The organism is Devosia insulae DS-56 (genome assembly GCF_000970465.2).
GTDB lineage: Bacteria > Pseudomonadota > Alphaproteobacteria > Rhizobiales > Devosiaceae > Devosia_A > Devosia_A insulae.
In genome coordinates, this window is sequence record NZ_LAJE02000235.1 from 17,294 (window position 1) to 31,357 (window position 14,064).

General features: G+C 64.3%; 12 protein-coding genes. 7 read left to right on the forward strand and 5 right to left on the reverse strand.

Translation table 11 applies throughout. From position 1 onward, the window contains the following. The first annotated feature begins 69 nt into the window (after positions 1–69). A complete protein-coding gene (locus VW23_RS16825) occupies positions 70–2,427 on the forward strand; it encodes a glycoside hydrolase family 38 N-terminal domain-containing protein (protein WP_069910701.1) in 2,358 nt (785 codons plus the stop codon). Positions 2,428–2,762: 335 nt separating this feature from the next. Here VW23_RS16825 and VW23_RS16830 read toward each other — a convergent pair whose 3' ends face one another. From VW23_RS16830 to VW23_RS16845, 4 genes are all read right to left on the reverse strand, one after another. After that, on the reverse strand, positions 2,763–3,812 hold the full coding sequence (locus VW23_RS16830; RefSeq protein WP_069910702.1) for a mannonate dehydratase: 1,050 nt from the start codon (positions 3,810–3,812) through the stop codon (positions 2,763–2,765). Between the two features lie 161 nt (positions 3,813–3,973). Further along, positions 3,974–4,858 (reverse strand): carbohydrate ABC transporter permease, encoded by an 885-nt coding sequence (locus VW23_RS16835; RefSeq protein ID WP_055873481.1) that lies wholly within the window; start codon positions 4,856–4,858, stop codon positions 3,974–3,976. Then, a complete protein-coding gene (locus VW23_RS16840) occupies positions 4,858–5,769 on the reverse strand; it encodes a carbohydrate ABC transporter permease (protein ID WP_069910703.1) in 912 nt (303 codons plus the stop codon). Before VW23_RS16840 ends, VW23_RS16835 begins: the two co-directional genes overlap by 1 nt. A gap of 101 nt (positions 5,770–5,870) precedes the next feature. Continuing rightward, the gene (locus tag VW23_RS16845) at positions 5,871–7,199 is read right to left on the reverse strand and encodes an ABC transporter substrate-binding protein (RefSeq protein ID WP_069910704.1); all 1,329 of its coding nucleotides are present in this window, start codon (positions 7,197–7,199) and stop codon (positions 5,871–5,873) included. Positions 7,200–7,456: 257 nt separating this feature from the next. On the opposite strand from VW23_RS16845, the gene VW23_RS16850 reads away from it, so the two are divergent. After that, complete coding sequence (locus VW23_RS16850; protein WP_069910705.1) at positions 7,457–8,107, forward strand: GntR family transcriptional regulator; 651 nt, start codon at positions 7,457–7,459, stop codon at positions 8,105–8,107. A gap of 65 nt (positions 8,108–8,172) precedes the next feature. Here VW23_RS16850 and VW23_RS16855 read toward each other — a convergent pair whose 3' ends face one another. Then, positions 8,173–8,610 (reverse strand): hypothetical protein, encoded by a 438-nt coding sequence (locus VW23_RS16855; protein ID WP_069910706.1) that lies wholly within the window; start codon positions 8,608–8,610, stop codon positions 8,173–8,175. 200 nt (positions 8,611–8,810) lie between these two features. Between VW23_RS16855 and VW23_RS16860 the strand changes: the two genes are divergently transcribed. The 5 genes from VW23_RS16860 (at position 8,811) to VW23_RS16880 (ending at position 14,013) form a co-directional block, all read left to right on the forward strand. Next, positions 8,811–9,614: an ATP-binding cassette domain-containing protein gene (locus VW23_RS16860; protein WP_069910707.1), complete on the forward strand. Its 804-nt coding sequence runs from the start codon at positions 8,811–8,813 to the stop codon at positions 9,612–9,614. A gap of 51 nt (positions 9,615–9,665) precedes the next feature. Beyond that, positions 9,666–10,715, forward strand: coding sequence for a sugar ABC transporter substrate-binding protein (locus tag VW23_RS16865; RefSeq protein ID WP_141728368.1), 1,050 nt, complete (start codon positions 9,666–9,668; stop codon positions 10,713–10,715). A gap of 79 nt (positions 10,716–10,794) precedes the next feature. Beyond that, positions 10,795–11,784: an ABC transporter permease gene (locus VW23_RS16870; protein WP_069910709.1), complete on the forward strand. Its 990-nt coding sequence runs from the start codon at positions 10,795–10,797 to the stop codon at positions 11,782–11,784. Then, positions 11,781–12,785 (forward strand): ABC transporter permease, encoded by a 1,005-nt coding sequence (locus tag VW23_RS16875; RefSeq protein WP_069910710.1) that lies wholly within the window; start codon positions 11,781–11,783, stop codon positions 12,783–12,785. The genes VW23_RS16870 and VW23_RS16875 overlap by 4 nt, the downstream gene beginning before the upstream one ends. Before the next feature lie 34 nt (positions 12,786–12,819). After that, complete coding sequence (locus VW23_RS16880) at positions 12,820–14,013, forward strand: enolase C-terminal domain-like protein (protein WP_069910711.1); 1,194 nt, start codon at positions 12,820–12,822, stop codon at positions 14,011–14,013. Positions 14,014–14,064: the final 51 nt, after the last annotated feature.

The following is a 14,064-nucleotide window of genomic DNA, read 5'->3' on the forward strand; positions in this document are numbered from 1 at the left end:
ACTTCCACCCATTGAACAGACCGCCGCACCGCACTACTGGTATACTAGGCCAACAAGCATGGTACGCCGATGCAGCTCAAGGAAATCCTGATTCTTCATCACAGCCACCTCGACGTCGGTTATACCCATACCCAGCCGGTGGTGTGGGAGCTGCATCGGGAATATATCGACCAGGCGCTCGACCTGTTGGAAGAGACGGCTGACTGGCCGGAAGCGCAGCGCCCCAAATGGACCTGCGAGGTCACCGCGCCGGTTACCCGCTGGCTCGAGACCGCCAGTGATAGTGACCAGCAGCGTTTTCATCGCTTCGTCCGCGCTGGGCGGCTCGCCATCGGGGCGCTGCAATACAACCTGACGCCGCTCAACTCGGCCGAGCAGCTGCGGCGGCAGCTCGCGCCGGTCGCGGCGTTACGGCAGCGTTTCGGGGCACGCATCAACACCGCGCTGCAGCACGACGTCACCGGTGTCCCCTGGCCGCTGGCCGACCTGCTGCTCGACCATGGCGTCGAGCTGTTCATCATGGCGGTCAACCGGCACCTGGGCGGAATCGTCACGCCGCGTCCGGGCGTGTTTCGCTGGCAGTCACCGAGCGGACGCGAATTGAGGGTGATGAACGGCAATCACTACACCATGTTCGACCAGATCCTCCTCACTTGGGAGCGCTCGCTCGACGCCATGCAGCGTGGGCTCGGCCAGTATCTCGAACATCTCGAGAGCATCGGCTACCCGCACGATTTCCTCTATCTCACCACCACGGCGCCCCCTGAGATGTGGGACAACGCCCCGCCCAATCCGGCGGTCGCGAAACTGATCCGGCAGTGGAACGAGGCGGGGAGCGAGCCGCCGATCCGCTACGTCACCAGCGAGGACCTGGCCGAGCGCATCAAGGCGATCCCCGCCGCCGAACTGCCATTGCTGTCGGGCGACTGGACCGACTACTGGAACTTTGGCGCCGCCAGTACGGCCGCCGCCGTCTCCCGTTCGCGCCGTGCCAAGCACATGTTGGCGACGGCAGCACGACTGCGGAGCTCGCCGCCGGCGCCATCAGTGCAACGCGTGGAGACGCGCGCCCGCGAGCTGCTCGATCTGTTCGACGAGCACACCTGGGGCTATTGGGACACCCTCGGGCAGACCGAGCCCGGCGCCATTCAGGACCAGCTCAAAGCTGCGCCGGTGGTCGAGGCCGGCGAGCTGGCGCGGTACCTGCTGGTCGACCAGCTCGATGCCACAGCCGGCAACCCGGCCCATTCCGATGTCGCGCCGGATCACGTGGTCTTCGTCAACCCGTCGCCACTGCTGCGCCGCGAGTATGTCGAGGTGCCGAGGGACTGGCGGCGACCCGGCCCGCGCCTCAGGGCGGAACGGTTGAAGTCGGAACCATCAGGGGCGGTGGATGTCTGCGGCCCGCTCGAGCTGCCGCCGCATGGTGTACTGCGCGTGCCATTGTCTGAGCTGCTGCCGGCCGCCGATCATCCAGGCCTGATGCACGAGGATCATCGTGAGGCCGAGACGGTGCAGGCGTTCAACAACGCGCTGCTCTCCACCGCCCGCAGCGGCGACGCGGTGATCGAGTCCCCCACGCACCGGCTGACCTACGATCCCAGCAATGGGCGGATCCTCGGTTTGTTCGACATGAAGTTTGGTTGGGACGTGGTGCCCGCCGGCGGCGAGTACGAGCTGTTCGATTTCGTGCGCGAGCGCCCGGACGCCCTGATCGATGGCAGTCGCAATGCCTATTACGAGCGCAACCTTGACCATGAAAAGGTCGACCGCACCTGCTGGAAACCGTGGCGGGCGGTGCGTGAGCGGGCGACGCAGCCGCTCGGCTGCAGCGTCACCCGCACCGCCGGTAACATGACGCTGGAACGGCGCTTCGCGGCGCCGGGCACCAACGGGCTGACCCAGCGCATCACGCTCAGGGCGGATACGCCGGTCATCGCCATCGAATGCGAGATCGACAAGCTCGCTTATGCCGAACCCGAGGGCATCTATTTTGTCGTGCCGCTAAGCCTTGCCGCCGGCTGGTGCTGCCATTTCGACACCGCCGGCCTGCCGGTCGAACTCGACGCCGAGCAACTGCCTGGCGCCTGCCGCAACTGGTTCACGGCGGAATCGTTCATGACCATCCACAACGGCAACCGCAGCGCCACGCTGTTCTGCCCGGACGCGCCGCTGGGCATGGCCGGTGATTTCCATTTCGGCCCACCGCTCGAGACGATCCCGCGAAGTGCAGATCCGCTGCTGCTCGCCTGGCCGATGAACAACTACTGGAACACCAACTTCCCCCTGGTGCAGCCGGGCCGGCACCGTTTCCGCTATGGGCTGATGACGCACACAGCGTTCGACGCGCGGCGGGCGCTCGACATGGCGACGGCCTTCGCCAACCCGATCATCGGTCATCCGGGGTTTTCGCGGGCCGGGCAGTAGGCGAGAGGTGACGGCCTTGTCACAGCGCCCGCTTCGCACCCCCTCCGAGCTGCGCTAGCTCGCTTCGCTCCCAAGCTTCGCTTGCCTTGTAACTTGGACTCATCCGCATCTGGTAAAGTTCCAGGTGCGGTGAGCCGCAGCAGTACGACGCTTACCTGGGTGTTGGAGCCCGTGGGGGAGCGGGTTTCGCTGCGGCTCGATCCCCCGTCCAGGGGGAGGTGGGGCCGGCGCTTTTGGCTTGGACGTGCCCGATACACCGCCCGGCACCTGCCCCTTGACGGGGGAGGTTGGGAGGGGGGGCGAAGCGCGCTCGATGTCGAGACGGCCGGTGGGCCTTACGCCTTGCCCAAAAACTCCGCCATCCGGATCAAGCCCTGCATGTAGCCGATGGCGTGCGAGCGGCCGCGGTGGTTCCAGTCGCTGTCGCCGTCCATCTTGGGCACGTGGTCGTCGAGCAGGAAGCCATCGAAGCCGTTCTTGGCGAGCAGCACGATGACTTCGGCCGGGTCGAAATTGCCGTCGCCGATGAAGCACTCGACGAAGTTCGGTACCGAACCCTTCACGTCGCGGAAGTGGATGTAGGAGATCCGGCCCTTGGGCGCGAAATACTCGATCATCTCGTTGACGTTGGCTTTGCCGCCTTCCATCTCCGAGCAGCAGCCGAGGCAGAGATCGAGCGACCAGGCGTCCGAGCGGCCGACCAGGTCATAGGCGCGTCTGAAATTCTCCGGCTTGTAGAACAGCCGCGCCACACCGCCCAGCATCGGCACCGGCGGATCGTCGGGGTGCAGCGCCAGCTTCAGGCCTTCCTCTTCGGCCACCGGCAGCACCGCCTTCATGAAGTACTCGTAGTTGCTCCACATCTGGTCTTCGGTGATCAGCGGGCCGTCCTTGCCGAACAGCGGCATCGAGGAGGCACGGCCGAGCGTCGTCGGCATGAACGAGCGCAGCAGCTCGAGATTGTCGATATTGGCTTCGACTACCGCCATGTCGAACTGGCGGGCCACGGCGCCGCCGCGGGTCGCGGCGTCGCGCTTCGTCGTCCACACCGAGTTGGGCATGAAATGCAGCCCCAGCACCGGGATGCCGGCGCGCGCCACGGCGCGGATCGTCGCCTGATAATTCTCGATCTGCTCGTCGCGGCCTTCAAGCCCCATCATCGCCTTGTGGTAGAAATGCGTGGGGACGTTCTCGATCGCTTCGAACTTCAGGCCGGCTGCTTCCACCTGGTCGACCAGCGCCCTGACGTCCTTTTGCTCCCAGCGATTGTCGCCCGGCAGCGTCGGGTTGTTCATCTGCAACCCGGTGGCGCCGATCTGCGCCGCGAAGCGGAGCCTTTCCTCGCTCAGTTCGTGGAACTGGCCGACCGCAACTCTGATACCCATCGTGTTCTTTCCGTTCTGAACTTCAGTTCGTGACTATCACCGGGTCATCCCCGCGAAAGCGGGGATCTCCGTTTTCTTTGCTCGCGATCCCGCTCGTAGCGCCAAACAGAGTTTCCCGCTTTCGCGGGAATGACCCTGTGGTGGTGGCAAGTTTGTCGCGTTCATCCTTTGACCGATCCCTCGGTCATGCCCGCCACCATGAAGCGTTGGGCAACGAAATAGAGGATCATCAGCGGCACCGACGAGATGGCCGCACCGGCCATCAGCGGCCCCCAGGGCAAGACGTCGGAGGTGATGAGATAGTTGAGGGCGAGCGGCGCGGTGCGCACGCTTTCCGAGGTGGTCAGCACCAGCGCGAACAACAGCTCGTTCCAGGCCCCGGTGAAGGTGAAGATGGCGACCGCCGCGAGGCCAGGCGCCGACAGCGGCAGGGTGATGCGTAACAGTGCACCGAAGCGAGTCAGCCCATCGATCATCCCCTGTTCCTCGAGCTCCCGCGGCACGCCGCGGAAATAGCCCTGCAGCAGCCAGGTAGAGAGCGGCAGCGAGAAGGTGAGGTAGACGAGGATCAGGCCCTGCAGCGAGTTGCCGAGCTTCAGCTGCGCCATGACGATCGACAGCGGAATGAACAGCAGCGAGCCCGGCGTCAGATAGGCGAACAGGATCAACCGGCCGATGACGCCACGGAAGCGGTAGCGGAATCGCACCATCGAATAGGCGGCGAACGACGAGATGATCACCGAAATGACAGTGACGGTCGAGGCGACGATGAAGCTGTTGCGGATCGACAGCAGGAACTGCCCGTCGGCGAGGAGCTTCTCGAAGTTGGCGAGGCTGAAGCGGGACGGCCATAGCGATGGCACACGCAGGATGTCGCGTGGCAGTTTGAGCGACGTCGCCAGCATCCAGTAAACCGGGAACAGCACAAGGATGACCGCGACGATCAACGCGGCATAGCTCAGCAGCCGGGCGATCAGGAACCGGCGACGCGCCGAGGCGCCGGCATTGGTCGGCGCCGCACTGGCGATTTCGGCGAGACTGGCCATTATTCCTCCCTCCGCATCATCAGCGAAGTGGCAAAGATCACGAGGATGGCCAGCACCGGCAGCATGTAGACCGACACCGCCGCCGCCTCGCCGATGCGCTGCGTCTGCATGCCGAAAAAGGCCAGCACCGGGAACACCATGGTGGCGTCCGACGGGCCACCGGCGGTCAACAGCCAGACGTGCTCGAAGCCATTGGCGGTCCAGATCGAGCTCAGCAGTGTGGTGACGATGATTACCGGCAGGATCGATGGAATGGTGACGTTCCAGAAGCGCTGCCAGGTATTGGCGCCATCGACGATCGCCGCTTCGTACAGTTCTTTCGGCACCGATTGCAGTGCCGCGAGGATCGAGATGAACCAGAACGGAAAACCGCGCCACACCGAGGCGATGATCACCGAAGCCATGGCGGTATTGCGGGTGCCGAGCCAGTCGACGGTGCCGGCGTAGAGCCCGGTCTGATTGAGGATCAGATTAATGCCGCCGCCGATCGGCTGGTACAGCACGCGCCAGGTGAGGAAGGCGACGAACGCCGGCATGGCCCAGGGCAGCATCAGGAACGAACGGAAGATGCCGCGGCCAGGCAGGTTCTGGTGCACCAGCAGCGCGAGGCCGAGGCCGATCAGGAGCTTCAACACGTCCGAGACGAGGACGATGGTGATCGTGTTGCGGATCGCCGCCCAGAAGGTCGCCGTGCCCGCCAGATACTCGAAATTCTTGAAGCCGATAAAGTTGCCGGTGCTGCCGATCACCATGTCGGTGAACGACACCCAGATGGCGAACAGGAACGGGTAGGCGACGAGCCCGAGAATGAGCAACACCACCGGTGCGACCAGCGCATAGGCGAACAGCTTGAGCTTGAAGCCACCACCGAAGCGGCGGCGGGGGGCTGAATTTTGGGTGGCAATGGTCATGGTCGGTGCCAAGCGCGCGGATCGTTCAATCAAAACATCCTTCCAAAAACATCCGCGGATGGCCCCGGGAGGAACCATCCGCGGCAGGGAGGAACTTGGGATCAGTACTTGTCGTAGATCGCCTGGCCCTGGGTCTGCGCTTCGGCGATCGCCTTGTCGAAGTCCCAGCCATCCACCACCACGCGCTGGGCGAGCTTGGGGATCAGGAAGTTGGAGCCGAGATCGGCGAACGCGGCATTGTTGACATCCGGGTAAGCCGGGGCCGTGCCGTTCTTGGCGAGGCCGAGCAGGCCGACAAGGATGGTGTTGGTGCCGTCGAACGCCTGCAGCTTTTCCTGGTTTGCCAGCACCGGGCCGTAGATCGCCACGTTGAAATAGGCGTTCATGTACTCGGGGCTCGAGAGGTGCTCGAGCAGCGCCTTGGCCTCGTCCTGCACCGGGCTTGCCTTGGTGATGGCGCGCACCTGCACGTCAATCGGCGAGATGATGCCCTTGGGTCCGCCCGGCAGCGGCGAGAAGGCGCTGGCTTCGAACAGCTCCGGATCGTCTTTCCGCGCCGCGATACCGACCGAACCGGTGTTGGCGATGAAGCCGGCCTGGCCCGAGAGATAGGCCTGGTTGTCGCCAGCGCCGTCCCAGGTGGTATTGCCGGGCGAGAACAGGCCCTTGTCCCAGGCGTTCTTCAGCCAGGTGAGCCACAGCCGCGTTTCGGGCGAGTCGATCGTTACTTTCTTGCCCGCGTCATCGGCGATGCGGCCGCCGAACGACTGCAGCACCGCGACCTGCAGGTTGGCGTCGCCGACATTGGAGAGGGCGAGGCCGAGCCCGGAAACCGGGGCCTTGTTGATGGCTTCGGCCTGCGTCACCAGTTCGTCCCAGGTCTTGGGCGCCTCGGTGAAGCCGGCCGGCTCGAGCAGGTCCTTGCGCCGCAGCAGCAGGTTGCCGTTGACGCCGAACGGAATGCCGACACGCGCGATGCCGCCATCGGCGGTGAGGTCGGTTGCCGTATCGGGGCCGGAGAACCAGCCGCCCTGCGCGTCGCCGATCTTCTTGTAGAGATCGCCGACATCGGAGAACTGGCTCTGCCGGGCCAGCAGCCGGGCGAGGCCGAGGCCCATGTCGAGGGCATCGGGCATGGTGTTGGACGAGACCGCCGCCGAGACCTTCTGAGTGGTCTCGTTCTGGTTGATCATCACCACTTCGGTGGCGACGCCATTGGCCGCGCCCCAGGCGTTGATAGTGTCGGTCAGCAGCTTATTGGCGTCGTCCGAGAAGATCAGGCCACCCCAGTAGGTGAGCTTCTTGCCCTGCGCGATGGCGGGCATCGGGAAGCTGCTGGCGGCAGCCAGCGCCAGGCCGCTCGCCGCGGTCTTCAGCACGCGGCGGCGCGACCAGCCGGTCGGCTTCTGGGTGTCGGATGATTTGGTCATGGGCTCTCCTCCAAGATGAGCTCGTTTGCGGCTTGGCGATTGCAGCGACGTGCCGGACTGATCGCCCGGGGCGATCAAACCTTCGGTGTCGCCGCCTCCCCGCGGGTCCCGATTGAGTCGGAGCGAGAAGAGCCCAGACGGCCCGGTCGCTCACAGTTTTCTCGCAGCGCTGGCTTTTAAATATATTTATTAGCGCTATTAAGAGCGTATTATGGGGCTCGAACAGCTGTCAATGCGCCATTGGTTAGGAGAAAAGGATGAGGGGTGAAATCGAGAATGCCGGTTACGCCGCGTTCTTTGACGCTCTCATCGACGGCCGGCTGAAGCTCGGCCAGACCCTGACGCAGGATGAGCTGTGCAAGGTGCTGGGCCTGTCGCTGTCGCCGATGCGCGAAACGACGACGCTGCTCGAGGCTGAGGGGCTGATCACCGTCCGCCGCAAGGTGGGGATCACCATCTTCTATCCGGATGTGAAGTTCGTCGGGAACTGCTTCCAGTTCCGCGGCCTGCTCGAGCGCGAGGGCTTGCGAAAATTCGCGCAGACCGTGACCCCGGCCTGGATCGACGCTATGCGCGCGGAGCATCTTGGGATCATCGATTTCGTCCGCCAGACCAACGACATGGAACGCTACCGCGTGCCGGTAAAACTGCTCGAGCGGAAGTTCCACGACACCTTCGTCGCCGCCTTCGACAATGACCAGATCAGGGTCAACTATGCGCGGCTGACCCAGAAAATGTACCTGTTGCGCCTGCACAACCTCAACGCGGTCGGCCCGGCCAACACAGTGACCTCGATGGAGGAGCATGTGGTGATCATCGACGCGCTGAAGGCCGGCGACGTCGAAGCCGCCTGCGACGGGCTTGACCGGCACCTGCAGGGCGTGTTGCACCGGGTGCTGACGACGTAGCACCGTCGAGCGAGTTGCGAATAGCGAGTAGCGAATAGGGGTGGAAGGAATAGCGGGAACGTCCGCTACTCCCTACTCGCGATTCGCCATTCGCTATTTGCCTCGTGATCGTGCAGCACCACCAGCACCGAGGCGATCAGCCCGGCGAACAGGCCTGCCAGCAATCCGATCATCATGCTGTCCGTGATACCCATCAGCTGGCCGATGCTGCTGGTGGCGAGGCCGGCCGCGACGGCGGTGACGAAGGCGCCGACCCAGACCGAGAGCGGCGCATGGCGTTCGCGGTTGGATAGGAAGAATTGCGGCAACGCCTCGCCAAGATAACGCCGGACGACGATCTCGACCGCTACCGCACAGAACGCGGCGACGATGCCGACCGAGGCGCGGCCGGCGTCGTTATCGGCAAACATGGCGCCGACCACTGCGCCGACCAGCGTGGCGATGACAACGGCAGCAATAATGTAGGCTGTGACTTCGTAGCGCGCATTGGACGGACTGGGCATCTTACACTCCAGCTCACTCGCTCACCCACTCCGATGCTAGCGCCAACCTGACGGCCGGACAACTCCACGGCTGTCATGCCTCATCCGCAAGTCGAATCCCGCGCCCCGTTGACAACCACCGGCACCGGCGCTTAGCTGTCCCTAATATGAAACGCCCGTTCCAGATACGGAACGTACGACGGGCGATCGGGAGGAAGCTCATGAGTGACGAGGCGCTCTCGCCTGTCCTTGAGGCACGCAACATTTCGCGGCATTTCGGTGCAGTGGTGGCGCTCGCCGATGCGTCACTGAGCTTGAGGCCGCGCGAAGTCGTGGGGCTGGTGGGCGACAACGGCGCCGGCAAGTCGACGCTCCTGAAAATCCTCTCCGGCATCGTCACGCCGTCGGGCGGCGATATCGTCATCGATGGTAAGCCGGTGGTGCTGAAGCGCGCCCAGGACGCCATGGATGCGGGGATCGAGACGGTCTACCAGGACCTGGCGCTGGTCGACACCATGTCGGCCTACCAGAACGTCTATCTCGGCCGCGAGGAGCTTTCGAAGAACCCGCTGGCCCGGCTGTTCAACCTCGTCGACGACCGCCGGATGCGTGAGCGGGCCCGCGAAGTGCTGGACATGCTCAAGGTAAAAATCCCCTCGATCAACGTCTCGGTGAAGGGCATGTCGGGCGGCCAGCGTCAGTGCCTCGCCATTGCCCGGGCGCTGCTCTGGGGCCGCCGCATCGTCATCCTCGACGAGCCGACCGCGGCGCTCGGGGTGCGCGAGACCGGCCAGGTGCTCGAGGTGATCCGCGACCTGCGCCAGCACGACGTCTCGGTGATCATCGTCAGCCACAACATGCAGCAGCTGATGAGCGTTGCCGATCGCATCACGGTGATGCGGCTCGGCCGTTCCATCGCCACCCGCACCGTCAAGGACACCGAGGTCAGCGAGATCGTCGGTTTGATTACCGGCGCCATTCCGGGCGACTCGCCCGAAGCGCGCGCCGCAGAGGTTGCGGCCTGAGGCAAAGCCTCGAGGCCATCAGACTACGTTCGCAAAGGGAGGAGACCTATCTTGCGCAACTCAGTACGTGCATTCGCCTTGATGGCGCTATCGGTTCCCGTGCTCATCGGCCTCGCCGGTGTCGCGGAAGCCCAGGACAAGTTCAAGCTCGGCATGATGGTGGGTGGCAACACCTGCTGTGAATGGATGAAGGCCCAGGGCGACGTCGCCCGGGCGCTGGCCGAGAAAATGGGCTGGGACTATGTCGAGCTCTCCAACAACAATGATCCGGCGACGGCGCTGAAGAACGCCCAGATCATGGTGCAGGAAGGCGTCGACGCTGCGATCCAGTTCAACGGCCAGCCCTCGACCAATCCGGCCATCAGCGCCGTGATGAAAGCCGCCAACATCCCCATCGTCACCTACGACATCGCCGACCCCGGCATGTACTTCGTCGGCATCGACAACCTTGCAGCAGGCATCGCGGGTGGCGAGCAGCTCGGCAAGATCATGAAGGAAAAGTGGAACTGCGAACCCGACCTGGTGATCTCGTCTGAAGGTGCCGGCGCCGGCATCGTCAACGAGTGGCGCACCGGCGGCATGCGGACCGGCGTCAAGAACATCTGCCCCGACATTCCGGCGGAAAAGTACATCTCATTCGAGGGCAGCGGTGACGCCGCCGTCGCACTGCCGGCCGCCCGCGACCTGCTTGCTGCAAACCCCAATGCCGTGAAGATGGCGGTGGTCGGCATCAACGACGGCGGCGTGCTCGGCCTGATCAATGCCGCCGAGCAGCTTGGTCGTGCCGATGAAGTCATCGGCTGGGGCCAGGACGGCGCCTTCATCACCGGTGACAACGTCAACCCGCATCTTGCCGGTTCGGTGTTCTACTTCCTTGAAGGCTACGCCGTGTACGCCATCAAGGACGTGATCGGGCCGATCGCCGAAGGCAAGGAAGTTGCCCTCAAGGCCGATGCTGGCGATCCGGCATCGAAGGTCCAGCCGTGCCCGGTCTCGGCCGAGCAGGCCAAGGCCGTGCCGGACATGCCGGAACGCGTCGCGCAACTGCTCGCGGCTCCTGCGGGGACGACGGAATACGACCTGTTCTGCCTCAACAAGTAAGTTTGATCTGAGCGGCAGCCGGCGATCCCAGATTGCCGGCTGTTTGCCTTGATCTGTCAGCCGCCCTCAGGAAGCGCCCATGTCCACGGACCAAGCCATCGATGCTACGCCCACCGCGACCCCGCTCGCGGTCCGCTTCCAGGGCTGGGGGACTGCGATCACGCTGGTGGCTGTATGGGCGTTGCTGATCGCTGCCACCGGTCTCTACCGGCCGGATTTCTTCGCACACCAGACCGTGCTCGCCATCGCCTTCACCATGTCGATCGTCGGCGTGCTGGCCATCGGCCAGGGCATTATCGGCATCTCTGGAGGCTTCATCGATCTGAGCCAGCCCGCTTGCCTTATCCTCACCAGCCTCATTGCAGTCCGCCTGTCGGAAGCCGGCCTGCCGCTACCACTGGTGTTTGTCGGCGCGGTGCTGGTCGGCATGGTATGGGGCGCGTTCAACGCCACCATCGTCGTCCTCGCCAAGCTCAACCCGGTGATCGTGACGCTGGCCACCAATTTCATCGGCCTCGCGGCACTTTACCTCGTCTTCCAGCTCGCGCAGGTGCCCAACGGCAGCGAAATCTACCACATGGGCCGCGCCAGCTTCCTGGGCTTGCCGGTGATCTGGTGGCCGATGCTGGTGCTGATCATCATCGTCGGGTTCCTGATGCGCTACACCCGCTACGGGCGCCGCATCACCGCCGTTGGCGGCAACCGGTTCGCTGCGCAAGCGCGCGGCATCTCGCTGAAGAAAACCCGTTTCGCCACCTTCATGGCGGCCGGTGGCTTCGTCGGCTTCGCCGCGGTGCTGTTCGCCTCGGCGGCGGGCCCGTTCAATCCCAGTTCCGCGAGCACCATGCAGCTCAACGTCATCGCCGCCGTCATCCTCGCCGGGATCTCGCTTGCCGGCGGGCGTGGCAGTTTCTGGATGTTGCTCCTCAGTGTCGGGTTCTTGTCGACGATCCCGACTTCGCTGGTCTTCTTCGGGCTCTCGTCCGACACCCAATCCATCTTCCAGGGCATTCTGCTGATGATCGCCGTGGCCATCGACGGCTATCGGGCGCGGAGGGGCACGCCATGACCGATACCACTGCCGCGAGCCGCACGCTGCCCGGACACTTGCCGCATCATCCCCTCCGCGCCGCCCTGACCGGTTCGGTAGCGAGCATCGCCTTCACCTTCATCGCGGTGATCGCCGTCGGGCTGATCTGGATCGGGCCGAAGTTCGTCTCCTTTGGCAACGTCTCGATCATCGGCAGCTTCCTCATCGTGCCGCTGATCGTCGGAGCGTTCTCGGGCTTCGCCCTGCTGGCCGGCGTGGTCGACCTGTCGATCGGCTCGATCGTCGGGATTTCGGCGGCGATCTTTGCCTGGCTCATCACCCATGGCTGGGGCCTCTGGCCAGCCGCGGGTGCCACGCTGTCAATCTGCCTGGTGATCGGTGGCCTCAATGCCCTGGCGATCGTCCGGTTCGGTGCCGACCCGATCGCGGCGACGCTCGGCATGCTCACCGCGCTGCGCGGCATCACCTGGGTATTGTGCGGCAACCAGCGAATGATCCCGGCTTTCGACATCGATTTCTTCACCCTGATCAACCAGCAGCTGTTCGGCCTGCCGCTGTTCTTCCTCCTCGCCATCGTGCTGACCCTGATTGCCGCGGTCGTCGTCACCAAGACGCGGGTCGGCCGGCATGTGCAGGCGGTGGGCGGCGACGACCGTGCGGCGGCACGCGCGGGGATTTCGGTCAGGGGCGTCCGCACCGCGGCCCTGCTGCTGAGTGCGGTCGGCGGCGGGCTGGGTGGCATGATTTATGTCGGCCAGCTCGGCAGCGCCGCCGGCGCGACGGGCCTGGGGCTCGAGTTCCAGGTCTATGCGGCGCTGATGATCGGCGGCTATTCGATCCTGCGCGGCGGCGTCGGCAACCCGGTCGGTGGAGCGCTTGGCCTGCTTGCGGTGGCGGGCGTCGCCAACATTCTCGATCTGGGGCGCATCAGCCCCTACTACGTAAACATCATTGTCGGCCTGCTGCTGCTCGCCGCAGTCCTGCTCGATCGCCTGCGTGGCGGCGACGCCTACGAATGAAACCAGTTATCACCCGACCCAAGGAATTTGTGCCGTGAAGATCTCGGACATCACCATCAAGACGTTCCGCACCTATGCCGACCGCTGGGATGTCGGCCACGCGCTGCCTTTGCCCAACACGCAGATGATGCAGACGGTGCTCACCATCCATACCGACGAAGGCGTCGTCGGGCACTATTTCGGTGGCGGTTCGCACGGCGACAATGAGGGCCTCAACGTCGTCGACCAGCAGCAGATCCTTTGGCGCATCAAGGATCTGCTGGTCGGGCAGGATCCGATGGATCGCGAGATGATCTGGAAGTGGATGTGGGTCGCCAACGTCCAGGAGAATGTCGCCTCGGTGATCGACAACGCGCTGTGGGACCTTGCCGGCCGCTATGCCAACCTGCCGGTCTACAAGCTGATGGGCGGCGCCGGGCGCGAGAAGGTGAAGGCCTATGCCTCGACCTACCCCAATATCGGCAAGCCGCACGTCTATGCCGAGCATGCGCTGGCCTGCAAGAACGAGGGCTACATCGCCTACAAGATCCACCCGCACTATTTCTGGAACCCGGAGACCGGCCAGCCGACCCCCGGCCGCCCGTCCAACATCAAGGCCGATATCGAAACCTGCCACCTGGTGCGCGAGGCAGTGGGGCCGGATTACGTGCTGATGTTCGACCCGTGGGGCACCTACATGACCATGGAAGAGGCGATCCAGGTCGGCCGCGAGCTCGAAAAGCTCAACTTCTACTGGTACGAGCACCCGATGCCGGAATACCGCACCGAGAGCTATGTGCGGCTGAGCCGGGAACTCTCGATCCCGATCCTCTCCCCCGAGATCATTGCCGGTGGCGTGTTCAGCCGGGCCGAGTGGATCCTCCGCGGTGCCGGCGATATGAGCCGCATCGACGTGGTGCGCGGCGGTATTACCGGGGCGAGGAAGACCGCCATCGTCGCCGAGGCCTATGGGCTGCGCTGCGAGATGCACATGGCGGGCTGGGGCAACCTGCAGGTGATCGGCGCCACCTCCGAGGATACCTCGGAGTATTACGAGAAGGGCCTGCTCGCACCGGGCGTCGATTACGACGCGCCGCACCCCTACCTCAAGAACACTGTCGATAAGATCGACTCCGAGGGCTTTGTGCACATGCCCAAAGGCCCCGGCATGGGCTACGAAATCGAGTGGGACTATATCGACGACAACCTGATCGAACCCAACGCCACGACCAAGAAGACCCACTGGTGATCATGTTTGGGAGCGAAAGCTGGATATCCGGTGCGGGCTGACCCCCACCCC

Bases quoted from the DNA above. Each gene is read 5' to 3' on its own strand.
- VW23_RS16870 (WP_069910709.1), top strand. From the start codon at position 10,795: ATGTCCACGGACCAAGCCATCGATGCTACGCCCACCGCGACCCCGCTC.
- VW23_RS16860 (WP_069910707.1), top strand. From the start codon at position 8,811: ATGAGTGACGAGGCGCTCTCGCCTGTCCTTGAGGCACGCAACATTTCG.
- VW23_RS16855 (WP_069910706.1), bottom strand. From the start codon at position 8,610: ATGCCCAGTCCGTCCAATGCGCGCTACGAAGTCACAGCCTACATTATT.
- VW23_RS16850 (WP_069910705.1), top strand. From the start codon at position 7,457: ATGAGGGGTGAAATCGAGAATGCCGGTTACGCCGCGTTCTTTGACGCT.
- VW23_RS16845 (WP_069910704.1), bottom strand. From the start codon at position 7,199: ATGACCAAATCATCCGACACCCAGAAGCCGACCGGCTGGTCGCGCCGC.
- VW23_RS16840 (WP_069910703.1), bottom strand. From the start codon at position 5,769: ATGACCATTGCCACCCAAAATTCAGCCCCCCGCCGCCGCTTCGGTGGT.
- VW23_RS16835 (WP_055873481.1), bottom strand. From the start codon at position 4,858: ATGGCCAGTCTCGCCGAAATCGCCAGTGCGGCGCCGACCAATGCCGGC.
- VW23_RS16875 (WP_069910710.1), top strand. From the start codon at position 11,781: ATGACCGATACCACTGCCGCGAGCCGCACGCTGCCCGGACACTTGCCG.
- VW23_RS16830 (WP_069910702.1), bottom strand. From the start codon at position 3,812: ATGGGTATCAGAGTTGCGGTCGGCCAGTTCCACGAACTGAGCGAGGAA.
- VW23_RS16825 (WP_069910701.1), top strand. From the start codon at position 70: ATGCAGCTCAAGGAAATCCTGATTCTTCATCACAGCCACCTCGACGTC.